This is a genomic window from Mycoplasma sp. 1232, from assembly GCF_034863345.1.
In the GTDB taxonomy this organism is placed as follows: Bacteria; Bacillota_I; Bacilli_A; order Mycoplasmatales; family Metamycoplasmataceae; genus Mycoplasmopsis.
This window is the reverse complement of the sequence record NZ_JAYFFB010000001.1, coordinates 96,934-122,832: the sequence shown is the minus strand read 5'-3', so window position 1 is coordinate 122,832 and position 25,899 is coordinate 96,934. Positions and strand designations below refer to the sequence as shown.

Here is a 25,899-nt window from a genome sequence, read left to right as displayed (position 1 = left end):
TTAAATTAAGTTAAGGAGGCGCAATATGCAAACTAAATTTAAATTACTTTTAGCTTCACTTATTTCAATACCAACAGTCGCCGCTGTTGCTGTTTCATGTAATTCAACAAAAACAGATAAACCAACAACTCCAGTTGATGGACAAAACCCATCTAATCCAGAACAGCCTAAACCATCATTATCAGTTCAGCCTCTCAGTGTTTCAGTTTCATTAGATAATACAAAAGAAACATTAACAAACTATGTAGAATCATTAGATCAAAACAACACAAAAGAAGTTGAATTTGATTTAACATTAGATGATGATGGTAATGTTTTTGTTAAAAAAGGAACTGTTAAAGAATTTGTCTTCAGATTCGACAGAACAAAGCATGATTTATATAAAAATGAAACTGATGCTAACAATAAAAGATTAAGAACAAAGAAAATTAGATGTAGATTTAACAAAAAGGATAAAAAAGTTACTCTTCGTTTCTGAGATAAACTACACAACAAAGGTGGAGAACAAGTCTTCTTATTTGGAGAAGAAACAACAACAACTCCAAAACAGCCAACTACTCCACCAAATAACCCAGGTACTCAAAATCCTCCTGTAGAACCAACAAATCCACAACCAAACAATCTTAATCCAGGAAATGAGAATCCTAACCCTCAACCTGATCCTGAAACTCAACCAGAACCTGTTAATCCAGAAGAACCTGAAGGATACATTATTAATAGCGAAAAAAGAACAGTATATGTTAGACCACCTTTTGGAGCACAATTTAAACTTAAAAATGACAATACATACTTCACAACAATTTTCGCCCACTTAGACTCTCCAGGTGTTGCTAAAAATGCTAAAGATGAACAATCAATAAATACAGACTACTTCAATATTAAAACAGCAAATGGTAAACCAAAATCAGCAGGAGCTCAAGAAGTTTCTGAATTTTTAGGATTACCAAATGTAGCAAGACATTTTGAATCAATTTCACAAGATAATAGTTTTGTTATTTTTGGTGGTGATACAAACATTAGTGCTGATTTCTTCAGTATTCAAAATCTTTATCCAGAAAGCTATAAATTTACAATTACTAATTTAGGCGAAGCTGACGATAAGACTCACTACACATCATTAGGTAGAACAAATGGTGTATATTCACAACCATATGATAAAATGTTCTTTAAGAACAAAAATAAACAATATTTAGAAACATTGACACAAGTTAATACGCCTGAATTAGCATTTAAATTTGATATTTGAAGTTCATTTAGAAACAATGTGCTTGCACCTGAAGATATGAACTTAAATTACTACACAAGTAATAAACCTAAAGAACCAATTAGAGCTAGATTATCAGATCATGCCCCTGTATGAACTGATGTTAAAGTTAAAAATAATGTTACTTTACCACATTCAAACCATTCTATAGATTTACATAGAAAAGATGCTAACGCACTTCGTATAGCTCACTGAAATGTGTTAAACTATGGAACATCTGATGATTATGAAACATTCCTAAGTACCAGAGATTTCAAATATATAGCAATCTCAAAAATTATTAAAGCATTAGGATTTGACATAGTTGGTTTAACTGAAATTAACTACGACAGGGCAGATAAAGTTCAAGCTATATTAGATGAATTAAATAAAGATGGTTCAAATTGAAAAATGATTGCTCAAGATAGAGAAGAGGCAGTATATCCCCAAGATAGTAAATGAGCTAAATATGACTCACAAAAAGAGCAAGTTGTAATTATCTATGATGCAAATATCTTTGATCCTACAAGTTTTAAAAACAACAAAATTGGAGATTCATTCAAAGCTGAAATTCCATTAATATAATGATTATATAAATTTGAAAAATAGCTAGATTAATCTAGTTATTTTTATTTTAATTTTAATAATGTAAAATTATTAAAATAAATATCATTAAACCAAAAGGGGGTCTTATGTCAAGTGTATTTTTTTGATTAGCAGTTGCATTTAGCAGTACAGGACTATTGCTGTTTGCATCTATTGCTATTATTTATGGAAACTTCATTAATCATACAAAAATGAATGCAGTACATTTTCAAAATAATGAAAAATTCTTTAATTCTTACAAAATTGATGAAAGAATGAATAAATATTGAAACTTTCATTACATTATGTTAATTATTTTAATTTCGCTGCAATTTATTTTTAATGTATTTGCAATTTGTCTTGCATCAGTATATTTTTTAAAAGATTTTTTAGGAACAAATACTGACAAAGGTATTACTAGAATAACAAACTTACTTATTATCATTGCTTTAATCTTAATGAACGGATACTTCTCATATTTATTATTTAAAAACTTCATTGTAGTAGCTCGTGTATGACATAAAACAATGAGAGGTTGAGAAATTATTGATATAACAGAAGAACATAAAGATCTTGCAGATTATTTCTATTCAAAAATTTCAACTAAAGAATTTCCTAAAAAAATGAAATTAGACAAATTAATAATCAAAAACAGAGCAACAACACTCTCATATAGACTTCCAAATTTCACAAAATTATATAAAAACGCAATATTACCTAAATGATTTAAAGAGGGTAAGGTTCTATACTATGCATTATTTGACACTCAATATGTAAATGTTGATTCAATGCATGTTGATGATACAAATGTTATAGAATCACTTTACCAATTAATTAAAAAGTTTTATTAATTAAAAAAATCAACTAGAATTTTTATCTAGTTGATTTTCATTTACTTTTGATTTAATTCTTTTCAAGTTTTAACATATGAATCATTTTCATTAACTAAAAATTCTTCGATATCTTCAAAATTAAATACAAAATATGTAATATCGCTGTAAGTTTCTTTGTTTCATTTTCATAATTTAGGAGCAAACAACTCTCTTACACCATTAATAGCTAATCCTATAACACCATTATTCATAAATTTATTGAAGTCGCTATTTGCGCCAATATTTTTAAGTTCAAATTCAGTTGAGCTTCCATTATTGTCATATGCTTTAGTGAATAGTTTTGCATTTTCTTTTCATTGTATTTTGCTATTTTTAATTTGTTTAAGTAATTTAACAAATTTTGCATATTGTATAGAATACATAACAATATGAAAAATGAACATTAATGTGATTATTATGCAGCTGGATGCTATTATTAATGTAAATAAAACAGATGTATCAAGTGAATCACTAATACTTAATTCTCTAGCTGAATATACTATATCCATAATAGAAAAGACAAGTGAGATAAAAATTCAAGCAGAAAGCATAACAAATGGTATAGTGATATATTTAAAAATCTTTTTAGCTCCATCTAAATACTTTTTATTCACAACTTTATTTTCTTCACTTCATTTTTGAATTTGTGCTTGTTTATATGAATTTGTTAATCTTACAGTTTTTTGAATGAAAGAATGTGCAAAAGTTAGTATTACAATTAAAATTGCAAAAAATACGGCTAAGATGAGTAAGTGAGCTCAAATTGGCAAATCGTTAAATATTAATTTCATTAAACTCCTTTATTTAATTATTATATTACTTACACGTCTTTTTATAAAATAAAAACACTCATAAAGAGTGTTTAAATTACATTTTGATGCTTCCGTTTGATCTTGGGTATGGAATTGTTTCTCTAATGTTTTCTGTACCAGTGACATACATAACTAATCTTTCAAATCCAATTCCAAATCCTGAAGTTAACATATGCCCAAATCTACGTAAGTCTAAGTATCATTGTAAGTCTTCTTGGTCAATGCCTAATTCTTTTACACGTGTAACTAATTTATCATAATCAGATTCACGTTCAGAACCACCAATCATTTCTCCTACACCAGGTACTAATAAGTCAAATGCAGCAACTGTTTTACTATCTTCATTTTGTTTCATATAGAATGCTTTGAAATCTTTAGGGAAGTTAATTACTGCAACAGGTGCTTTATAAAGTTTATCTGTTAAGTATTTTTCGTGTTCTGAAGCTAAATCTAAACCGAAGTAAATATCTTTGTTTTCAAATGTATCTGCAACTTTTTTAAGTTCTTCGATTGCTTCTTTATAATCAATGATTTTTAAAGGTGTTTCAACAAAGTGTTCTAATCTTTCGATTAAACCATTGTTTGTTACTTTATCTAAATATTCAATTTCAGTTTTGTTTTTAGCTAATGTGTTTCTTACAACAACTTTAAGCATATCGTCTGCTAAATGAATAACATCAAATAAGTTGTAGAATGCAACTTCAGGTTCAATCATTCAGAATTCTGCTAAGTGTCTTTTTGTGTTTGAGTTTTCTGCTCTAAATGTAGGTGCAAAAGTATAAATTTTGTTCATTCCAACTGCGTAACTTTCACCATGTAATTGTCCAGTAACACCTAGTGTAGCTTTCTTAGATTTTCCAAAGAATGGATCTTTTGATTCGTTATCTGAAACTATAAAAGTTTCTCCAGCTCCCTCTCCATCGTTACTTGTAATAATTGGAGAAGCCATTAAGAAGAATTCTTTTGAAATGAAGTACTTGTGAATTTCGTGAGCTAATGTTGATCTAACAAGCATAATTGCTTTAATTAAGTTTGTTCTGTGTCTTAAGTGTGGGATTTCTCTTAATGTTTCAAGGTTGATTTCTTGGTTTTGAATTGGATAATCTTCATCAACTTTTTTTACTGTGACTTCTGTAGCTACTAATTCAATTGGTTGAGGTGCATTTGGTGTTGCATGCAATGAACCTTTAATAATGATTGCTGAACCAGGTTTAGTTTGGTCTAATAAGTCAAAATCAAAAGCTTCGCCTTTGAAGACTACTTGCAAGTTTGAAATAGTTGAACCATCGTTTACTTCAATGAAGCGAATTTTTTTGTTTCCTCTGTTTGATGAAACTCATCCTTTAATAGTTACATCAGTTCAACCATCAAAAAACTCAGGTCTTAATAATATTTTTTTAATTGAGTACATAAATTTCTCCTAATTAATTATTGGTCTTAATTTTAATTATTATCTTGTCTTTTGGACTATTTTTGTCTAATAAATCAAACATATGTGTTTCATTTTCAAAGAAAAGAACAAACTCATTTTTGTTTAACATTAATTTATTATCGTATGAATTCATTTGAACGAATTTAACATCATTATCTTTATTTTCATTCAAAATTTCATTGTTTACATTATTTGGATTTAAATCATAATAAACAACTTCTTTTGTATCAAGTAAATTAATATGAATATCAATAGTGCTATTATGAATTTCACCAAATAAATGGTTATAAAATGGTGTGTAATTAAGTTTCACTATTCTAATATTTTCATCAATATTAGTTACACCATATGGTAAATTATCAAAATCATATGAATTAATTAAATTCATTGCTTTACTTAAGCTACTATTGCCATAATCATATTTACCTACGTTGACAAACTTGTCATATATCATTTAAACCTCCTAATAATATAATATTTTAATATTATATTATTTTTTACAACTTATGAACTTAAAGAAAATAAAAAGTATTTTCAGTTAACTTGATAATAAGAAAAACTACTTTTAAGCTAGTGAGTAAGCTTTAAAAGTAGTTTTATAGTTTAATTTATAAGAAATTTTGAGTTTCAAATAATGCTCTATATACTTTAACATAAACTTGTTTATCTTCTGATTTGAGCCAATCTCCAATTGAATCGAAGTTTAATAAGAAGTATGCTAATTTTTCGATGTCAGCTCTGTTTTTCATTTTTCTTGAAGCTATATTAATAGGGAAAATTGAACTAAATAATTCAGCTTTACCATAGAAAACAAAAGGTTTTCAAATAATTAATCTAGGGTTTTTGTCATTAAATTTGAATAAGTTTATGTCAGACATTTGTGGTTCAGTTAATTCAACCCCTTCAAACATTTCTGCATTAGGGCTAAATTTAACTTTCTTAGCTTTTTTGAATTCATCATTTAACCTTTTCTTGAACACAAAAAAGTAAGGAATAATAAACAATGAAAAGAATTGTAAATAACTAATTGGTATAACAACTATCGGGAATAATGTTTTATATGTTTCATTGTAGCGATCATTACCAGGTAGTAAAAATAGTTCTAAAAATAAAACAACATATAAAGCTACGTGAATGAAAAATAACACTATTGCAGGAATAATAACCTTGTTTTGAATAGTTTTCAATAGATAATCTTTACCTTCAAGGTATTTTATGTTTACCACTTTGTTTTGTTTATTTCAAGTTTTAAGTTGTTCAATTTTTGCATTAGTTAATTTTAGAAGTGATTTGTAGAATAAAAGACCAGATTTTTCGAAAATAACAAATCAACCTAAGATAACTTGAATTATAGAAATTGCGATTAATGTAAAAGGCATATTTTTTCCTTAATATGATTAATATATTATTAATTATATTAAGTTTTTGAGATGTGCAACAAAAAACACAGCTATTTTAGCTGTGTCATGGATTATTATAATTTAGCGAAGTGTTCTACTGTTCTAACTAATTGTGAAACGTATGACATTTCGTTGTCATATCATGAAATAACTTTGTAAAGTCTTCCATTTTCTGTTTCTAAAACGTCTGTTAATTGAGCGTCAAAGATTGAACCATATGTAGCACCAATGATATCTGAAGATACTAATGGAGCTTCTGTATATAATAATGTTTCACTTGCTGCTGCTTTAACAGCTGCGTTTAATTCTTCAACTGTTGGTTGTTTGTCTAAAACAACTGTTAAGTCAACTACTGAACCTGTAATTGTAGGAACTCTAAGAGCTGAACCACTTAAAACACCTGTAGCTTCTGGAACTACTAATCCGATAGCTTTTGCTGCTCCTGTAGATGTAGGAACAATGTTTTGTGCTGCTGCACGTGCTCTTCTTAAGTCTTTGTGAGGAGCATCTTGTAATCTTTGGTCAGCTGTGTAAGCGTGAACTGTTGTCATGAAACCGCTTTTAATTCCGAAGTTGTCAACTAAAACTTTAACAACTGGAGCTAAACAGTTTGTTGTACATGAAGCAGCTGAGATTAATTTGTCTTCGCTTGTTAAGATGTTGTGGTTTACGTTGTAAACGATTGTTTTAACATCTTTATCTGATGGAGCTGAAACAACAACTTTTTTAGCACCTGCTTTTAAGTGTTTTTCTGCACCTTCACGTTTTGTGAAGAATCCTGTTGATTCAACAACAAGGTCAATTCCTAATTCTGCTCAAGGTAAGTTTTCAGGGTCTCTTTCTGATAAAACTTTAATTTCATTTCCATTAACAACAATAGCACCTTCTTTAACTTCAACATCAACTGGTAATGTGTGGTATGCTGTATCGTATTTTAATAAGTGAGCTAATGTAGCTGGATCTGTTAAGTCGTTAACAGCAACAACTTGCATATCTTTTGAGTTTGTTTGTAATAATCTACGTAAGAATAATCTTCCGATTCTTCCAAATCCGTTAATAGCAACTTTTTTCATAATTTTGCTTCCTTTCTATATCTAAACTAAACTTTTAATAATTTATAAAGCTATTTATAAATTGCTTATATATTATACTTTTTTTAAAAAAGTGTATTTATTTAATTTTATAAATTAAATATTAGCTTTTTATCTTTATGCAGCTTATGAATTAGTCTAAAAATTGAGTGTGATAATCTAACTTTTAATATAATTGCTTTATGAAAAATTCACAAACTATTACTATGTCAGTTAATGAGTTGACTTCAGTTTATGATACTGATAGTTCACTGAAACATTATTTTGAAGCTATTGAAAATGTTGGAATTTTAAATGCTGAAAAATATTGACTAAAAAACCTAAATATTCCTAAAACTGCAAGCATTGCAGATTTAGGAACAGGTACTGGACGTTTTATATTTGGAGCACTTGATTTAGGATTTTTAAACCTTGACGGCTATGATATTAGTAAAAATTCAATTAAAAAAGCTAAAGAATATTTAGCTCAAAATCATTCAAATAAAACTAACATAAATGTGAATTTTTATGAAGTTGATTTATCAAATTATAAATATCAAAAGCAATATGATTTTATGATCTTCACATTCAATTCATTAATGTGCATTCCTTATAGAACTAATAAAATTAATGCTTTAAAAAATGCTTATACTGCACTAAAACCTAATGGATACATAGTTTTTAGTGCTCACGAAGCTAAAGGTGATATTAATAGAGAAAAATTAATTAAGCAGCAAGAAAAAGAAATTAAGTTTAAAAATATTTCTAACTGAGATAAAGGTGACTTTATTTACTATCAGGAAGGGCAAAAAGGTGTTTTATCTTATTATGATTTTGATGAAATTATGTCGCTTTTAAATGAAGCTGGAATTAAACAAATTTATAAATATGCACATAGAGATAGTTTAGGAAAAGAAAGCAAAAATGCATTAGATTTTAGTGATAATGCTATCTATTATGTAATTAAAAAACAAAGTTAATTGTTAATTTAGCAAATGATTTCTTTAATTAATTAAAGAAGAATTCATATTGTAAATAATTTTAGCAATTAGCTTTGTTTTTTGCTAACTTATGCTAAAATATTTTCTATGGAAACAAAAAAAGAAACTTCAGATTACACAAGATTAAAACCAAAACACGAACCAGTTTTAAGATCTACAGTTCAAGCTTACATTGAAACAGGAAACGCTGTAAGTAGCGCATATTTAGTTGAAAAATATAGTAAAGTACATCCTGAATTAGATTTTTCAAGTGCTAAAATGAGATACATTTTAGGTGAGCTTGAAGAGTTAGGTTACCTTATAAAAGAGTCAGGAACAAGTGGAAGAATTCCTACTTTATTAGGTCTTAATTATTATGCTAAATATCTTGCTAAACCACAGACATCTGAATTTGAAAACAAAATTGAAGCTATATTAGCAAACAAAAAAGTTGATATTGATAATACAGTCGAAAAAGCAGCTCAAATTATTGCTGATATGTCAGGTTATACAATGATTACAACTAATAATATCGATGATCAAACACTTCTTAAAAGTATTGATTTAGTTGTATTGTCACCTACAAGAGCAACAATTGTATTAGTTACATCAAATGGTGATGTATTTTCAAGAATTTTAAATATTGAAAATAACGAATTTAAAATGACTGATGTTAAAACAGCAGTAAGAATTTTCAAAGAAAGATTAGTTGATAAACCACTTTGTGAAATTCCTGAAACTGTTGCAATTTTAGAACCTATTTTAAAAGAAGCAGTTCAAAAATATCAAGAGCTTATCAACTCATTTGTTAGAAATGTTTTTGGGAACTTCAAGACTAGAACAAGAAATAAAAATAATGTTTATGGAAAAAATAACATTATCTTGAGTCAAAATATTCAAAGAGAAGACCTTTCAAAAATGATTGAGTTGATTGAAAATCACTCAATTTGAGAAAGTATTGAATCTCAAATTGAAGATGAGGAAAACATAAGAATTCAAATTGATAATTCAGGAACATATATGTCTAAGAAAATTAGCAATCACAATCAAATCACTGAAATTGCTATAGTAGGTGCTACTACTTCAAAATATGATGATATGAAGACTGCGCTTGCAATGTTGGAAAGAATTTTAAGCAATAAGAAAAAATAATCTTGCTGTAAAAATTAGGAATAAAAGAGGAGAAAAATGAATAATTATTTAACAAAGGGAAAGATTTTTGAGGGTAATAAAATTACTGCTGAATTTGAGCTTTTCTTAGATTCAAAAGAAATTATTGAATTTAAAGGTAAAAAAACAATCACAGTTGGTAAAAATGAATACTTACCTGATTTTGACAAATATTTAATTGGTCAAAAATTTAATAAAAAATTAACTATTAAATTAGTGTTTCCAAGTGATTACATTTTTAAAGACTTCCGTGGTAAAAAAGCTTATGTTAATTTAAAAGACATAAAACTTCAGATTTCACACATTAAAAAAGAAGAATCAAAAGCTAATGATAAAGAGAAAGAATTATTAGCTGCAGAAATTGAAAAACTTAATGCAGAAAAAATTCAATTATCTTCACAAATTGATTCTTTAAATGCAAAAGTTAAAGAATTAGAAAACAAAATTCAATTAGATCAATATACATACAAATTAAAACTTCAAGAATTAGACGGAAACTTCAAGCAAAAATATGAAGAATTAGTTTCAAAAACTAATGAAGCAAAAAAACAAGAAGTTTTAGAAAACAAAAAATATGCATTATCTAAGTTTTTAGAAGAATTTATGGAACCATATAACAATTATATGGGGGCTATGAATGCTGGTTTGAATTCAGATAATGAAGTTGTTAAAAACTACTGCTTTGGATTTTCAATTGTTGCAAAGCAATTTGAAAATCTTTTTAACGAAAATGGTGCTCAATTAATTGACCCAATTGTAGGTTCTGAATTTGATGCTCACACTCAAGAAGTTGTTCAAATCGAACACGATAATAATAAAGCTGACAATTCTATTATAAGAGTAGTTAGATATGGTTTAAAAATTGGTAATAGAGTAGTTAAACCTGCATCAGTTGTTATCTCAAAAGTAAAATAAAAAAATTTAGCAAATAAATTATTGTTTTGCTAAATTTCTGTTATAATATACTCACATTAAAAAGAGGATAAAAAAACATTTTATTGCAAAAGGAGATTAAATATGGCTAAAGAAATAGTATTAGGAATTGACTTAGGTACAACAAACTCTGTTGTTACTGTTATTGAAAATAAACAACCTGTTGTTTTAGAAAACCCTAATGGGAAAAGAACAACTCCATCAGTAGTTGCATTTAAAGGAGATGAAATTATTGTTGGTGATGCTGCTAAAAGACAAGTTGAAACAAACCCAAACACAGTTGTTTCTATTAAAAGATTAATGGGAACAGATAAAACAGTTAAGCTAAATGGAAAAGATTACAAACCTGAAGAAATTTCAGCAATGATCTTACAATATATGAAAGATTATGCAGAAGCTAAATTAGGTAAAAAAGTAACTAAAGCTGTTATTACAGTTCCAGCTTACTTTGACAATGCTCAACGTGAAGCTACAAAAATCGCAGGTAAAATTGCTGGATTAGATGTTCTTAGAATTATCAACGAACCTACTGCAGCTGCACTTGCATTCGGTTTAGAAAAAACTGATAAATCAATGAAAGTTCTTGTTTATGACTTAGGAGGAGGAACATTTGATGTTTCTGTTCTTGAATTAGAAAACGGAACATTTGAAGTTTTATCAACTTCAGGAGACAACCACTTAGGTGGGGATGACTGAGATCACGCCATTGTTGAATGAATGATTTCACAAATTAAATCAAAATACGATTTTGATGTAAGAAGCGACAAAATGGCTATGTCAAGATTAAAAGAAACAGCTGAAAAAGCAAAGATTGATTTATCAAACCAATCAACAGCTGCTATTAACTTACCATTCTTAGCAATCACACCAAACGGACCATTAAACGTTGAATTAGAATTAAAACGTAGCGAATTCGAAGCTATGACAGCTAACTTATTAGATAGAACAAGAAAACCTATTGAAGATGCTTTAAAAGAAGCTGGAATTACAGCTAACGACTTACACGAAGTATTATTAGTTGGTGGGTCAACAAGAATGCCTGCTGTTCAAGAAATGGTAAAAAGAACATTAGGTAAAGAACCTAACCGTTCAATTAACCCGGATGAAGTTGTTTCAATCGGTGCTGCTATTCAAGGTGCTGTTTTAGCAGGAGACATTGATGACATTTTATTACTTGATGTTACACCATTAACATTAGGTATTGAAACACTTGGAGGTATTGCTACACCACTTATCCCAAGAAATACAACAATCCCAGTTACAAAATCTCAAATCTTCTCAACAGCTGCAGATAACCAAACAGAAGTTACAATTACAGTCGTTCAAGGTGAAAGAGAAATGGCTTCAGACAACAAATTATTAGGACAATTCAACCTTTCAGGTATTGAACCAGCTCCTAGAGGAATTCCTCAAATCGAAGTTAGCTTCTCAATTGACGTTAACGGTATTACAACAGTTAAAGCTAAAGACGTTAAAACAAATAAAGAACAATCAATCACAATTCAAAACTCTTCAAAATTATCAGAAGCAGAAATTGAAAGAATGATTAAAGAAGCCGAATTAAACAAAGAAGCTGACAAAAAACGTAAAGAAGAAGCTGAAACAATCGTTAGAGCTGAATCATTAATTGACCAAATTAAGAAAGCTAACGCTGAACAAGGTGACAAATTAGATGAAAAAGCTAAAGCAGAATCTGAAAAATTAATTAGTGAATTACAAGAATTAATTAACAAAAAAGACATTCCTGCTCTTAAAACAAAATTAGACCAAGTTGAAGAAGTTATTAAAAACTTTGCTAATGCATCAGCTCAACAAAATGCTCAAAATGCACAACAAGCATCACAAAATAACTCAGATGAAGATGTTGCTGAAGTAGTTGAAGAATAATTTATATAGATATTAAGACACTATAGTGCAAACTATGGTGTTTTTATTTGCTTTTGTAATTAAAAAAACTTAATAAAACCAATTTATTTCTATATTTATTGTTAATAAATATATGTTTTTATCAGATTTATAAATAGTGCATTAAATTGTTTAAAAATTTAATAAAAAAATTTTCATAGTATAAAAAATATACTATAATAAGTTAGCACAAGGCACCATAGCCAAACGGCCAAGGCATGAGTCTGCAAAACTTTGATTACGGGTTCGAATCCCGTTGGTGCCTCCATAAATGCGCCCGTAGCTCAATTGGACAGAGCGTTAGGTTACGGCCCTAAAGGTTACGAGTTCGAGTCTTGTCGGGCGCGCCAGATGTTGCTTTGCTTTGTGCGAGAAAATAAAAAATTTAAAAAATTTCGTTATAAAAATTAATTGTGTGTTATAATATTTACACCAATAACGAATGCGAGTGTAGTTTAATGGTAGAACTTCAGCCTTCCAAGCTGACTGTGAGGGTTCGATTCCCTTCACTCGCTCCATATCAGCGAGAAATCGCTGACCTCATTTGTTTTTTTGTTATGAAAGACAGCTCCCTTTTGGGAGTTGTTTTTTTATCTTTTTTACTTACTAAAATTTGCTTATTACTTATAATATAAAAAAATTATGAAGACAAAAATATATGAAGACAAAAATATATGAAGACAAAGAACTATTAAGCCAAAATTTATAAAAACATTAGAATATAAAGGTGATCATTGATATATCAATGATTTATTTAGAAGTCTTTTAAATAAAAAGATGATAATTAAATCAATTTCTCAAATAATAACCTTTTTAATAATTGTTACATTTGTTGTTTTAGCAATTTTAGGAAAATCAAATGTAGTTGAGAATAATCAATGATATACATACTTAATTTTTGCTCCAATAATTTGGGTTATTTATTCTCTTAAATCGCTCTACGATACTAGTGAGCTAGCTAAAAAAGTTAAAAATGGTTATTACACCTTTAACCCGAGAATGCATTTTGTATTAAGTAATAAAAAACACCTTATAAATTTACTTTATCTAACAGCAGTAATACCACTTGTTGATGTTATTTACAAAATTCTCTTTATAAACACCTTATGCCTTTCTGATAAGGAAAGAAATTCAATTGAAAAAGTTGATGAATTAATTTATTTAATCAATTCAGAATCTGAAAACAAGTTTTCAAGATTAAAAAATGTTGAATTTAAATTTGATGTTTATGAAATGTCAATTGCCGGAATAACAATGGGACTATTTTTAATAGTTCAGACACTTGTTAAATTTACAGCACTTTCAAAAGTTGGATTAAATTTTGAATATGTGTTTTATATTATCTATGCAATCTTTTTCACAACTTATAAAGCAGCACTTTTAGGAGTTGCGTCAGACTTTTTTGCACTATTATTTAATGGTGGAATTTGATCTTGATACTGAATGTATGCAATAGTGCCGATTGCAGTTGTATTGATTACAAAACTATTCATTTTTATGTATAAAACAAAGTCAATGAAAGCGATTATCGTAACTTTTGTAACGATACTTATTTCACTCTTTTCTACCTTCCTTACAATTATTTTAGTATCGAATTCAGATAATCCAAAGTTCTTTGTTAAAAATAAAAAAACTAAATTAATTGAGGGTCTTAAGATCAGTAAAATTTTTGGAGTTGGCGCTCTTACAGATGCTACTTTATACATAATAATTGCAATTTCATTTATTCTAACTTTTGTTCTATTGTTCATAATGCTCTATGTGTATACAAAACAAGATGAAAATAAGAGAATTGCGAGTTATTTCATAAACTTATTCATGATTATCGGAATCGTTCTAATTGTTATGGTTGTATGTAGATGAATTTATGGACCTTATGTCTTCATTAATTATGCAAACTTATTCTTAAAACGTAATTACACAGTAGGGAATAATTATCTAATAATTATGATACCAATCATATTCAGAACCTTAATTTCAATTCCTATTTATGTACTTATTTTATCTACTTTATTCTCTCTTCTGGAATTAATCAAAAACAAGATTGAAGCAAGAAAAAGTGTTAAATATATCTAACTAAAAGTTAGATATTTTTTTAAACTTTCTATACCATAGAACTAAAAGCAAAATACACAAAAACATTTTTTTAATATAATTAAAAAAATATTTAAGGAGTATTTTATGAGTAATAAAAAATCAAGAAGAGAAATCAGATTAAATGTTATTCAAGTTCTTTACAAATACGAACTTTTAAATGAAGCAATCGATGTTCCTACTGCAGTTACTGAATTTGATTTTATTGATATTGAAGAAACAAAAAGATTAAGTTTAATTGCATCTAACTACAAGTTTTTAAGAAAGACTTTATCATCGCTTTTAAACAGCGACTGAAGTTGAGAAAGACTTTCTCCAGTTGTTAGAGCAATCATTTTAAATGGTGCTTTTGAGTTGTTCAATAATCAACCTAAAATTGTTTTCAATGAGTCAGTTGAAATTACAAAAATGTTCTTCCCACCAGCATTAGACCAATCAAACGTGACACAAGAAGAAAGTTACTACAAGTTTGTTAATGGTATTTTAGAAAACTATTACAAATTAATTCAGTTAATGGATAAAGCAAAATAATGTCATCAATCAAAATTAACAATCTTAAATTTGTAATTGCATACAACTCACATCTAAAAAAGATTATCAAGCAATTTTATTTTACAATTGAGCAGTTCGCTAACTACAAGTTAATCAAAAAGCAAGTAGATAATTCAGCTTACAATAAAAAAGAAATGAGTATTTCTTCAAATACACTTAATGAACTTATTGATAAGTTTTTAAGTCACATTGAATTTCAAAAAAATGCAACTGATGCTCAAAAGCAAATGATTAGCAACTTTTATCATTTTATGTTCTATCAACTAATTGCTAAATATTACAACATTGATAATCTCACTTTTGATATTGAGTATTTAGAAAATAACCAAATTAAGTTAGTTAACAATAAGTCATTATCAAAAAAAGAAACTAAACACGAGTTTGATCTTTTAGTTAATAAAGTTAAAAGAACATACTACTATGACTTTTTAGATGAGTTTCAAAAATTGCCAAATTACAACACTGTTTTACGTTCTATTCTAAAGAAGGTGCTTTAATGAAAAATAAAGAAATTAGAGAACAATTTCCAATCTTAAAGTCTATTGTTTATTTTGATTCAGCTGCCTTAGTTTTGAAACCTCAAACTGCAGTTGATGCTTTAGTTGATTTTTATTCTAATAAATCAATTTCATCACGTACAGCAGATACACCAATCGGTAGTGAAGTTAATCAAACAATTTCAAGAGTTCGTTCAAAAGTTGCTGATTTAATCAATGCAAAAGAAACAGAAGTTATATTCACATCAGGAACAACTGAATCAATTAATATGTTTGCTCAAATGATGGGACAAATTCTAAAAGATGGTGATGAAATTTTATTAAGCTCATACAATCACTCTTCAAACATTATTCCTTGATTAGAAATTGCTAAAAAAACAAATTCAAAAGTTGTTATATCAAATGACATTTTAAGTGATATTAATGAGAAAACTAAACTCATTTCATTTTCTAACGAAACTAACAACTTTAATATTTCGTTAGATATTAATGCAATTTGTAAGATAGCAAAAGAAAAAAATATTGTAATTTTAGCTGATGCAGCACAAGCTATTAGTCATAAAAAAACTTCCTTAAATGATTTTGATGCAATAGCATTCAGCACAAATAAATTTTATGGACCAACAGGAATGGGTGTCTTAGCAATTAAAGATACATTACTTTCACAATTTAGACCAGTTAAATTTGGTGGTGGTTCAGTTGACGCGATCGGTAAAGATAATAATTGAACTATTAAAAAGACAATTTCAAGATTTGAACCAGGAACACCTGATTTAGGTGGTTTCTTTATGTTTGATAAATCACTTGATTTTTTCAACTCAATTGGATATGAAAAAACTCAAGAAATTCTTAAGGATTTATCAACTTACTTACACAATCAATTAGCTACATTAGAGAATATTGAAGTTTTCTCGAAACCAGGTGACAACATTGCGCTTATTAATGTAAAGGGAATTAATCCTCAAGATGTTGCTACTTATTTAGGTTCAAAAGGAATTTACACAATAGCAGGAATTTTCTGCGCTCCTTATTTAAGAAACATTCAAGATAATTATTCATTTTTAAGAATTTCACTTGGAATTTACAATTCATATGAAGATATTGACAAACTTATTGAAGAGTTAAAAAATGGAGGTGACTTTTATGCGTTTTAATCAAAATGAAGCTCGTGAAATGATTATGGAGCATTATAAAAACCCAGTTAACAAAAAAGATTTAGATGATAAATTTCAAACTCATTACAGTAATACTTGTTCTGACAAAGTTCAATTAGACATTCAATGAGAAAATGACAAAATCAAAGAAGCAAACTTTAACGGAATTGGATGTGCAATTTTTGTTGCTTCAACTGATATGTTCTTAAATTTAATTAAAAACAAAACTAAAGAAGAAATCTCAAATCTTATTTCGCTTTTTGAAAAGTTTGTTAATCAAGAACAATTAAGCGATGAGCAAATTACAAAATTAGAAAACCTTTGAGTTTTCTATAATGTTAAATCACACTTAAATAGAGTTAATTGTGCTCTGTTAATCACAAAAGCTTATCAAGATGAGAACAACAACTAAAAAACCAATTATTTTCCATATTGACTTTGATAGTTACTTTGCATCAGTAGCAAGATTAAAATATCCACTACTCAAAGAAAAACCAATTGCAATATGCAAAAGTAAATCACATGCAATAGCTGTATCTATTAGTTATGAATTAAAAAACACAAAATTAGTTCATGTTGGAATGAAAAAAGAAGAAATCAGAAGACTAGTTCCTGAAACAGTGTTCGTTGATGTTGATATGGATTTATGCATTAATACATCTAACTCTATTTTTGGTTTTTTAGGCAGAAAATACACTGAAAATATTCATATATCCTCAATTGATGAATGTTTTTTAGATGTAACTAATTTAGTTTATAAAACAAAAGTTTCACCAAAGTTTTTAGCTAGACAAATCCAACAAGAAATCTTAAGAGTTTTTGATATTCCGATTACAATCGGTATATCTCACAACAAATTTTTAGCTAAGATGACTACTAATATTTCAAAACCATTTGGAATTGGATTTACTAATGAAGCTAATTTCAAAGATCAATTCTTTCACTTACCAATTGGCGAATTTCACGGAATTGGTTGAAGGTCTGCTCCAAAACTTGAATCAATGGGACTAAAAACAATTGGCGACCTTTATAAAGCGTCTACAAATACGCTGCTAATGCAAACATTATTTGGTAAGTATGCTGAAACAATACTTAAAAATTTACAACCTTATTATTATGAAAATATTCAACATCACGAAGAACAACTTCAAGGGTTAGGGAATGAAATTACTTTTGAAGATTACTATATGGATGAAGAAATTAAAATTAAATACTTTGATGATCTAATTAAAAAAGTTTCAGGAAGAGCTATTAAACACAATTTAGTTGGAAATGTAGTTTCTGTTTTAATCAGAACCAAAGAGAAAAAATGATTTACAAAGCAACATAAAATTTCCAAATATATCAACACATATGAAGATTTACATAGAGTTGCTTTTGATTTATTTGATAAACACTTCAGGGATAAAGAATACATTGGTATAGGTGTAAGAATATCAGGTCTTAGAGATGTTTTTGATATTTACATACCAGTTCCATTATTCCAAGAAGCGACTGAAATTAAAAAGTATGAAAACATAAATATTAACTTTGCAAACATTGGTGTAAATAAAAATGTAAACAAAGAAAAAAACAAATTCACCTTACAAGGTAGCTTATACAGAAAGTAGGTATTATGAAAATAGGAATTTTTGGTGGTTCATTTGATCCGGTTCATAAAGGTCATTTAGAAATTGCTAAATATGCAATTAATGAGCTTAATTTAGATAAATTAATTTTTGTTCCTACATATTCATCACCATTTAAGACAAATAAAAAAACTGCTTCAGGTGAGCACAGGATTAAAATGATTCAATCAGCTACAGATGGAGAAGATAAAATCGAAGTATCTGATTTTGAAGTTAAACGTGGTGGAGTTAGTTATACAATTGACACACTTAAATACTTTAAAAACAAATACAAAAATGACCAATTATTCTTGCTCATTGGTTCAGACAACTTAATGTCACTTAATAAATGAAAAAATATTGATGAAATTTGTAAGCTTGCAAAAATTGTTGTTTTCAAAAGAAGTAACAATTTCAACAAAATTTATGCAAAAAAATATAATGCTTTAATTTTAAATAACCCAATTAGACCTGAATCATCCACTTTATATAAAAAAGGTGAATTAAACTTTGTTCCAGAAGTTGTTGCAGATTACATTGCAGAACACAGATTATATATAGAGCAAATTATTTTCAATACACTTACAGCACTTAGAGCAAAGCACTCTATGTCTTGTGCTGAATTTGCAGTTGCACTTGCAAAAGCACACGGACTATCTGCTAGAGACGCTTATTTTGCAGGTTTAGTTCATGACATTGCAAAAGAAATTGATCCCGAAGTTTCAATGCAGATAATTAAAGAAAATAAACCTGAATTATTAGATAGTTTTGAAAACCATATGCTGCATCAATACACAGGATACATAATTCTTAAACACGCTTTGAGAATTAAAAATGAAGATATTTTAAATGCAGTTAAATATCACACATCTATGAGAGAAAATATGACGCCACTTGATATTGTGGTTTATATAGCTGACAAAATTTGTCAAGGAAGAAAGTATCCTGGTATCCAAAAAGTAAGATCTCTAGCTTTAAAAGATTTAAAAGCAGGATTTTCACAAGCGGTTCAAGATGCTTATGATTACAACATTAACAAAGGAGTTGTCTTTTCAGATAAGCAACTTGCTTTATATAACAAATACAGAAGTGGTAAATCACCTTTAGATATAGATTTGAAAGAAGGTAACTAATGGAAATGCAAGAAAGATTACAAAAGATTCTCTCTAAAGCAGGAGTTGCTTCAAGAAGAGAAGCTGAACAAATGATTTTAGATGGAAGAATTTCTGTTAATGGTTATATAGCTAAATTAGGTGACAAAGCTTCATTTAATGATGAAATTTTAGTTGATGGGTTACCAATTAATGGCGAAGAACAAAAAGTTTATTTTGTTCTAAATAAACCACCAAAAACTGTATGTACACTTAAAGATAATTTCAATAGAGCAAAAGTTACTGATTTAATTGATACACCTTACAAAATTTTTCCTGTAGGTAGATTAGATTATGATACAACCGGAGTTCTTATTCTTACAAATGATGGAGATTTAGCTAATAAATTAATGCACCCATCATATGAAGTTGTAAGAGTTTATAGAGCAAGATTAAATGAACCGCTTGATAAAAAAGAATTAGCTAAATTAAACAAACCTGTAATTATTAACAAAAAATTTTCAAACCAACAAGTTATTCACATTGAATCAAAAAGTTATTTTGTTGTTTTAACACAAGGGACTTACCATCACGTTAAGGAATTATTCAAATTAGTTGATAAAGAAGTTATCAATCTTAAAAGAGTTGAATATGGTGGAATTACAGTTGAAAACATTCCTGTAGGAAAATATAGACCACTTACAATCAAAGAAGTTAAAACTTTAAAAGCATGAGTAAACAAACCAAAGGCTAAAAAATAGTCTTTGTTTTTTTACTTTTAAAGCTTGCACACTATTGTAAAAGGTAAAAATAATGTATGTATATAAATTTGTAAAAAATATATAATATATTTAAATTACATTTAAATATATCCTGTTAGGAGTTTGTATGATAGACAATAAAGACAAAGACAATAAATTAATTGAAGAAATTGATGTTACATTAAAAGCTTCAGACGATACAGAATTTGAATATGAAGAAAATAACAAAATGATCTTCAAGAAAAAACAACCAGTAGTTGAGCAAGTTGAAGAAGAGGAAGAATTACCTCAAAACAATGATGAATATCAAGTTCAATCTCAAATCATTGAGTCACCAACAGAAGGATTAATTCCAATTGTTATTGATAACGAAATGAAGCAATCATTCCTTGAGTACTCTATGAGTGTTATTGTTTCACGTGCTCTTCCAGATGCACGTGATGGACTTAAACCAGTTCACCGTAGAATTCTTTACGATATGTCAGAATTAGGAATTACACCTGGTTCACAACATCGTAAATCAGCTCGTATTGTAGGGGATGTTTTAGGGAAATATCACCCACACGGTGATTCATCAGTTTATGAAGCTATGGTTCGTATGGCTCAAGATTTCTCAATGCGTTATCCACTTGTAGATGGGCATGGTAACTTCGGATCAATCGATGGTGACTCTGCTGCTGCTATGCGTTATACAGAAGCAAGAATGTCTAAAATTGCTTCTGAAATGCTAGAAGGAATTAAAAAAGATACAGTTGATTTTGTAGATAACTATGATGGAAGTGAAAAGGAACCTACAGTATTACCTTCAAGATTTCCTAACTTACTTGTTTCAGGTTCATCAGGGATTGCTGTTGGTATGGCAACTGAAATTCCACCACACAACTTAGGCGAATCAATTGATGCAGCTATTGCTCTTGCTAAAAATCCTGAAATTACAGTTAGAGAATTAATGCAACACATTAAAGGGCCTGACTTCCCAACCGGTGCAATTATCCTTGGAACAAAAGGAATTTTAGAAGCATACGAAACTGGAAGAGGAAGTATTCCTGTTCGTTCGAAATGCGAAGTTATTGAGCAACCTAATGGAAAATCAAAAATTATTATTAGAGAAATTCCTTATGCAATTAAGAAAACTACAATCATTGAAAAGATTGCTGAATTACACAAAGCAAAAGTTGTTGAAGGAATTACTGACTTAAGAGATGAATCTAACAGAGAAGGTATTCGTTTAGTTATCGATGTTAAAAAAGGTGTAAATCCACACATTCTTTTAAACAAGTTATTCCAAAAATCAAATATCCAAACATCATTCAACTTTAACTTAGTTGCTATTGTTAATGGAGAACCTAAAACATTAAACTTAAAACAAGCTCTTGAAGTGTTTATCGAACACCAAAAAGATGTTGTTTCAAGAAGACTTAAATTTGATTTAAATAAAGCAGAAGAACGTGCTCATATTTTAGCTGGATTAAAAATCGCTGTATCAAACATTGATGAAGTAGTTAAAATAATTAAACAATCTAAAACAGATGCTGAAGCTCAAGAAAAATTATCAAGCAGATTTAATTTAACTGAAAGACAAACAAAAGCTATCCTTGAAATGCGTTTAAGCAGATTAACAGGATTAAACATTGAAAAAATGGATCTTGAAATTAGTGAATTAAATGTTGAAATCGCTCATTACAAAGACATTTTATCTTCAGAAGAAAAATTAATTAACCAAATTGTTTTAGAACTTGAAGAAATCAAAGAAAAATTCAATGACAAACGTAGAACTGTTATTGATGAATCAGCTGTTGGTGTTATTTCAGATGAAGATTTAATCCATGAAAGAGAAATTGTTATTACATCAAGCTCAAAAGGTTATGTAAAGAGAATCGACTTAGATGAATACAACACACAACGTAGAGGTGGGGTTGGTTCAGTAAGTATGAAAACTTACGAAGATGATGATATTGCAATGATTATTCACGCATCAACACATACAAACTTATTATTATTCTCAAACATTGGTAAAGTTTATGCATTAAGAGGTCACCAAATTCCAGAAGGTTCAAAACAATCAAAAGGAGTTCCTTTTGTAAACATCCTTTCAGGATTAGATGTCGAAAATGGAGAAAAAATTATCTCAATTCTTAATGTTGATAAATTCTCAGATGATCAATATTTAGTAACTGTAACTAAACAAGGTATGTTTAAAAAATCTGATCTTAAATTATTTGCAAACATTAGAAAAAATGGACTTATTGCATTCAAATTAAAAGAAGGTGATCAGTTAGTTAGAGCATTTGTGATTGGAAATGAAGAATCTGTATTAATCGCAAACAACTACAGAAATGTATGTATGTTCAAATCTGATGACATTAGACCACTTTCAAGAAATTCATTAGGAGTTAAGGGAATTAAACTTGATGATAATCAAGAAGTTGTATCAGCTTCATCAGATAGCGAAGGTTCATTAATCCTTACACTTGGTGAAAAAGGATTTGGAAAACTTACAGACAAAGAACAATTTAGATTAACAAGAAGAGGTTCTAAAGGAGTTGCTGGTATTGATAGTAACAAAGCTGGAAACTTAGTATTTGCTAGATTTGTTAATACAAACAATGAGCTTTTAGTAATTACATCATCAGGTTCAACAATAAGAACTCAAATTAACCAAATTTCTGAAACAGGAAGAAATGCTAAAGGTGTAAAAATTATTAACTTAAAAGACAACGATTCAATCGTTGCTGTTGAAGTTATTTCACAAGATAATTAAGAAGTAAAATGATGCTAAAATAAATTAGCATTATTTTTTTATTGCTTGCATTAAGTTAAAAAAGGGTATAATAGCGTCGTTAATTTATTAAAATACAAAACGACAAAAATATATAAAAAACTTAATTTGGAAAGGAATTGAAATGTCTAAAAAACCTTCAATTTTCAAAAAGTCATTAGTTGATGCTAAAAACAATTTAAAACGTGGAAACATTTTATTATTAGCTATTGCTTTCATTTTAGGAGCAGTATTCAGTGCTTTAGTTGCTTCATTAGCAAACGATATTATTATGAACCCAATTTCTAAATTATTAGGATTTGACGAATTAGCAAAAATGGAATCAAATGGTGTTCTTTACGGAAAATTCTTAGCTGCATTATTAACATTTATTATTGTTTCATTTGTTGTATTTGCAATTTTATTAGGATACTTCTTAATTGCCAACGCTATTGCAGCTCACAAAGCTGCCAAAAGACCAGCAGTTGCTGAAGCTCCAGCTAAACCTACAACAGAAGAATTGATCTTAAAAGAATTAGTTAAACTTAATGACAAAATGGATAAAAAATAATTTATTCAAAAATCAAAAGCTACCTTTTAATTAACAAGGTAGTTTTTTTCTGACTTTTTCAAATGAAGTTCAAATTGAAAAATAAATAATGGTCAATAGATATTTTCGATATTGAAAATTAGAGTTTATATCATTCATGTTTTTTATTATTTTTAATACTTTTAAACCTATGACAGTGACGAATAGTTGTTTAAACCTATGTGACGTGGGGGGTAAGAAATAAATCTTCGCAATAACCAACGGTCTATAATTAAATTGAGGATGAATTTAATAAGAAAATTGAAGATTTAAGAATTAATAAATGTAATTATTTATGTTCTGCATTTAAAGATGTTTCCAAGACTGGTCATTTTAAAAAAACGTTTAGATTTTGAGACTGTAAGGAAAACGATCAATTCAATATAAATCCATGGATTTAAATTTCTTTATTTTTATTAATTTATTAAGTTTTTAGAATAAATTAATTAATTAGGTAAAAATATAATAAATGTTATATCATTTAATTATATAAAGAGTAAGTAAAGTAATTATTTGTTTTTACTTACAGATGGAGACTTATGAAAAAATCAAGTTTATTTAAATTATTATTTTTAGCACCTGCAACAAGTTTGTTGATTTCAGCAATTTCTTGTGGTAATAAAAATACTGAAGAGCCGACGCCTGCTGAGTCAGAAAAACCTACGCCAATACAACCAAAACCTGTAAATCCTGCTCCTGCACTAGATCCAGAACCAAATCCAGTAACACCAGAACCGGATGCTCCAGAAAAATTAAATAGTGTTGAATCATATAAATCACAAATTGAGCAAACAAGAGTTGATTTTAACAATTACTTGAACAATTATGCAAATGTTTATAAAGGACGTGCTGAATCATTTGTATTTCATATGGCTAGACCTGAAGGAACTGATGAGCAATATGGATCTTACAAAAATTTTGCCGATGTGATTTTTAGCAAAATTAATACAGTAATTGATGGGTGAGATACTGTAGTAGGAAATAATGTAGAGTCTGCAAAAGAAGAATATGCAAAAATTAACAAAATGTTTTCGACATTTGTTAAAGGTTTTAATAAGCAATTAGCTGCGATAAATCCTCCTACTTATTCATTAAAATCTGAAATGACAATTGATGAAGTTAGAGAACATTTCAAAGAAGTTGTTCAAAGAGTTGTTGCAGATAAAAATGAAGATCATTCAAACGATGAAAACTACAAACAATTAAATGGAAGAATCAATTATGATAAAAATGGATATTTAATTCCTGCTGATACATATTATGAAGTTGTTAAAGATTTCTTAAAATCAGGTTTTAGAAATTTCAAACAAATTTCGTTAGTTGCAACATCAGCAATTTCATTTGAAGTTACACCAGAGAATAAAGTTTATGGAATTTTAATAAATGCAAATGACTTTAGAAGAAATGATATGAATCAAGTTGTTGATAAATATGTTGAAAATGCGCTTAGTTTAGTCGATAACTCAATGAATACTTATGAAAAAGTCTATGTGCTAGGTAAATACGTTTTAGAAAACTTAATTTATAAAACTAAACCAGGTACAGAAACAATGAACTCACTTGACTTTGCTTACATAGAACATAAAGGTGTATGTAGACATTATGTTGATCAAATGGCATTACTTTTATCTAATGTAAATATTTCATACAAAGTGATGCAAGGTGACTACCACACTTGATTGAATATCCAAAATGAAGATGGTAAATGGTTCTCAACTGATCCAACACATGCAGATACAGGAAAAGCTGAAAAATACTTCCCTCTAGGAAAATCAGGTGAAATCGATTTAGATTTTGAAATGAAAAACTTTTTTAATTATCAAAATGCAGTTACAACAGATTTCACATTATTTGATTTAAAACCAAATGATGGTTCAAATGAAGCAATTAACTTTATTTCTCAAGAAATGCATAATTCATTATTTAATAAGTGAGTTTACAAACTTAAAGATATGTATGCAAATGGAGAAGAAATTTCATCATTAAACTATAACGATCATAAGTTGTATTTTGTTTCGATAAAAGATAATCAACCTAAATTGCAATACGTTGAAACAAACAAAACTATCCCAATTGAAAATATTGAAAACTCAATTCATACAGTTGATGAATTTGGTTCATTAGTTAGTGGACTAAGTTTAAAAGTTTTACCAAAAGCTGCTATGCATGGGGATAAAATGTTCTTTATGGCTCAAAATGATAATGGAAATTATATTTATTCATACAATATTAAAACGTCTGGACTTAAAAAAGAATTTGTATATAGTGGAGACTACAAAAACTTCTTTATCTTCCTGAATAAAAATGAAAACAAACTTGAGTTTTCATTTGGAGATCAAAATTCAGAAAACAAATTAGTTAAGTTATTTGACTTAAATTTACAAGATCAATAGA

22 protein-coding genes and 3 tRNA genes are annotated in these 25,899 nt (G+C 28.3%); 20 read left to right on the top strand and 5 right to left on the bottom strand.

The annotated features are described in order from the left end of the window. Nucleotides 1–25 precede the first annotated feature (25 nt). Both VBM88_RS00455 and VBM88_RS00450 read left to right on the top strand, forming a co-directional pair. On the top strand, nucleotides 26–1,828 hold the full coding sequence (locus VBM88_RS00455) for a Vmc-like lipoprotein signal peptide domain-containing protein (RefSeq protein WP_323680174.1): 1,803 nt from the start codon (nucleotides 26–28) through the stop codon (nucleotides 1,826–1,828). 107 nt (nucleotides 1,829–1,935) lie between these two features. Further along, entirely contained in the window at nucleotides 1,936–2,679 is a 744-nt protein-coding gene (locus VBM88_RS00450; RefSeq protein WP_323176525.1) for a hypothetical protein, read from the top strand. 41 nt (nucleotides 2,680–2,720) lie between these two features. Here the strand turns inward: VBM88_RS00450 and VBM88_RS00445 are convergent, their stop codons facing one another. The 5 genes from VBM88_RS00445 to gap all read right to left on the bottom strand — a co-directional run bounded on the left by VBM88_RS00445 (nucleotide 2,721) and on the right by gap (nucleotide 7,420). Then, on the bottom strand, nucleotides 2,721–3,491 hold the full coding sequence (locus VBM88_RS00445) for a hypothetical protein (protein WP_323680173.1): 771 nt from the start codon (nucleotides 3,489–3,491) through the stop codon (nucleotides 2,721–2,723). Between the two features lie 76 nt (nucleotides 3,492–3,567). Next, nucleotides 3,568–4,923 carry an asparagine--tRNA ligase gene (gene asnS, locus VBM88_RS00440; RefSeq protein WP_323680172.1) on the bottom strand — a complete coding sequence of 452 codons (1,356 nt, stop codon included), beginning with the start codon at nucleotides 4,921–4,923 and terminating at the stop codon, nucleotides 3,568–3,570. Between the two features lie 13 nt (nucleotides 4,924–4,936). Next, nucleotides 4,937–5,398: a YhcH/YjgK/YiaL family protein gene (locus VBM88_RS00435; protein WP_257088829.1), complete on the bottom strand. Its 462-nt coding sequence runs from the start codon at nucleotides 5,396–5,398 to the stop codon at nucleotides 4,937–4,939. Between the two features lie 154 nt (nucleotides 5,399–5,552). Beyond that, nucleotides 5,553–6,323: a hypothetical protein gene (locus VBM88_RS00430; RefSeq protein WP_323680171.1), complete on the bottom strand. Its 771-nt coding sequence runs from the start codon at nucleotides 6,321–6,323 to the stop codon at nucleotides 5,553–5,555. Nucleotides 6,324–6,418: 95 nt separating this feature from the next. Continuing rightward, nucleotides 6,419–7,420 carry a type I glyceraldehyde-3-phosphate dehydrogenase gene (gene gap, locus VBM88_RS00425; RefSeq protein WP_323188493.1) on the bottom strand — a complete coding sequence of 334 codons (1,002 nt, stop codon included), beginning with the start codon at nucleotides 7,418–7,420 and terminating at the stop codon, nucleotides 6,419–6,421. A gap of 197 nt (nucleotides 7,421–7,617) precedes the next feature. Here gap and VBM88_RS00420 point away from each other — a divergent pair, with 197 nt between their 5' ends. The 18 genes from VBM88_RS00420 to VBM88_RS00335 all read left to right on the top strand — a co-directional run bounded on the left by VBM88_RS00420 (nucleotide 7,618) and on the right by VBM88_RS00335 (nucleotide 25,898). Next, nucleotides 7,618–8,394, top strand: coding sequence for a class I SAM-dependent methyltransferase (locus VBM88_RS00420; protein WP_323680170.1), 777 nt, complete (start codon nucleotides 7,618–7,620; stop codon nucleotides 8,392–8,394). A 108-nt stretch (nucleotides 8,395–8,502) separates the two neighbouring features. Beyond that, nucleotides 8,503–9,546, top strand: coding sequence for a heat-inducible transcriptional repressor HrcA (locus VBM88_RS00415; RefSeq protein WP_323680169.1), 1,044 nt, complete (start codon nucleotides 8,503–8,505; stop codon nucleotides 9,544–9,546). 36 nt (nucleotides 9,547–9,582) lie between these two features. Further along, complete coding sequence (gene grpE / locus VBM88_RS00410) at nucleotides 9,583–10,479, top strand: nucleotide exchange factor GrpE (protein ID WP_323680168.1); 897 nt, start codon at nucleotides 9,583–9,585, stop codon at nucleotides 10,477–10,479. 102 nt (nucleotides 10,480–10,581) lie between these two features. After that, complete coding sequence (gene dnaK, locus VBM88_RS00405; RefSeq protein WP_323176533.1) at nucleotides 10,582–12,384, top strand: molecular chaperone DnaK; 1,803 nt, start codon at nucleotides 10,582–10,584, stop codon at nucleotides 12,382–12,384. Between the two features lie 211 nt (nucleotides 12,385–12,595). Next, nucleotides 12,596–12,670: transfer RNA gene (locus tag VBM88_RS00400), tRNA-Cys, on the top strand. Nucleotides 12,671–12,675: 5 nt separating this feature from the next. Further along, nucleotides 12,676–12,752, top strand: a tRNA-Arg gene (locus VBM88_RS00395). Between the two features lie 94 nt (nucleotides 12,753–12,846). Then, nucleotides 12,847–12,920: transfer RNA gene (locus VBM88_RS00390), tRNA-Gly, on the top strand. 124 nt (nucleotides 12,921–13,044) lie between these two features. Beyond that, the gene (locus VBM88_RS00385; RefSeq protein WP_323680167.1) at nucleotides 13,045–14,478 is read left to right on the top strand and encodes a hypothetical protein; all 1,434 of its coding nucleotides are present in this window, start codon (nucleotides 13,045–13,047) and stop codon (nucleotides 14,476–14,478) included. Nucleotides 14,479–14,583: 105 nt separating this feature from the next. Next, nucleotides 14,584–15,027, top strand: a complete 444-nt coding sequence (locus tag VBM88_RS00380) for a transcription antitermination protein NusB (protein ID WP_323680166.1) — start codon at nucleotides 14,584–14,586, stop codon at nucleotides 15,025–15,027. Beyond that, nucleotides 15,027–15,545, top strand: a complete 519-nt coding sequence (locus tag VBM88_RS00375; RefSeq protein ID WP_323680165.1) for a hypothetical protein — start codon at nucleotides 15,027–15,029, stop codon at nucleotides 15,543–15,545. The genes VBM88_RS00380 and VBM88_RS00375 overlap by 1 nt, the downstream gene beginning before the upstream one ends. Beyond that, nucleotides 15,545–16,699, top strand: coding sequence for an aminotransferase class V-fold PLP-dependent enzyme (locus VBM88_RS00370; RefSeq protein ID WP_323680164.1), 1,155 nt, complete (start codon nucleotides 15,545–15,547; stop codon nucleotides 16,697–16,699). The genes VBM88_RS00375 and VBM88_RS00370 overlap by 1 nt, the downstream gene beginning before the upstream one ends. Next, the gene (sufU, locus tag VBM88_RS00365; protein ID WP_323680163.1) at nucleotides 16,689–17,111 is read left to right on the top strand and encodes a Fe-S cluster assembly sulfur transfer protein SufU; all 423 of its coding nucleotides are present in this window, start codon (nucleotides 16,689–16,691) and stop codon (nucleotides 17,109–17,111) included. Before VBM88_RS00370 ends, sufU begins: the two co-directional genes overlap by 11 nt. Further along, entirely contained in the window at nucleotides 17,095–18,309 is a 1,215-nt protein-coding gene (locus tag VBM88_RS00360) for a DNA polymerase IV (RefSeq protein ID WP_323680162.1), read from the top strand. Before sufU ends, VBM88_RS00360 begins: the two co-directional genes overlap by 17 nt. Before the next feature lie 5 nt (nucleotides 18,310–18,314). Further along, nucleotides 18,315–19,439: a nicotinate-nucleotide adenylyltransferase gene (locus tag VBM88_RS00355; RefSeq protein ID WP_323680161.1), complete on the top strand. Its 1,125-nt coding sequence runs from the start codon at nucleotides 18,315–18,317 to the stop codon at nucleotides 19,437–19,439. Further along, nucleotides 19,439–20,158: a pseudouridine synthase gene (locus VBM88_RS00350; RefSeq protein ID WP_323680160.1), complete on the top strand. Its 720-nt coding sequence runs from the start codon at nucleotides 19,439–19,441 to the stop codon at nucleotides 20,156–20,158. Before VBM88_RS00355 ends, VBM88_RS00350 begins: the two co-directional genes overlap by 1 nt. 373 nt (nucleotides 20,159–20,531) lie before the next feature. Beyond that, nucleotides 20,532–22,919: a DNA gyrase subunit A gene (gyrA, locus tag VBM88_RS00345; protein WP_416234935.1), complete on the top strand. Its 2,388-nt coding sequence runs from the start codon at nucleotides 20,532–20,534 to the stop codon at nucleotides 22,917–22,919. A 142-nt stretch (nucleotides 22,920–23,061) separates the two neighbouring features. Next, nucleotides 23,062–23,487, top strand: a complete 426-nt coding sequence (locus tag VBM88_RS00340; protein ID WP_323176542.1) for an MscL family protein — start codon at nucleotides 23,062–23,064, stop codon at nucleotides 23,485–23,487. A gap of 557 nt (nucleotides 23,488–24,044) precedes the next feature. Continuing rightward, entirely contained in the window at nucleotides 24,045–25,898 is a 1,854-nt protein-coding gene (locus VBM88_RS00335; protein WP_323176543.1) for a transglutaminase-like domain-containing protein, read from the top strand. The last annotated feature ends 1 nt before the right edge of the window (nucleotide 25,899 follow it).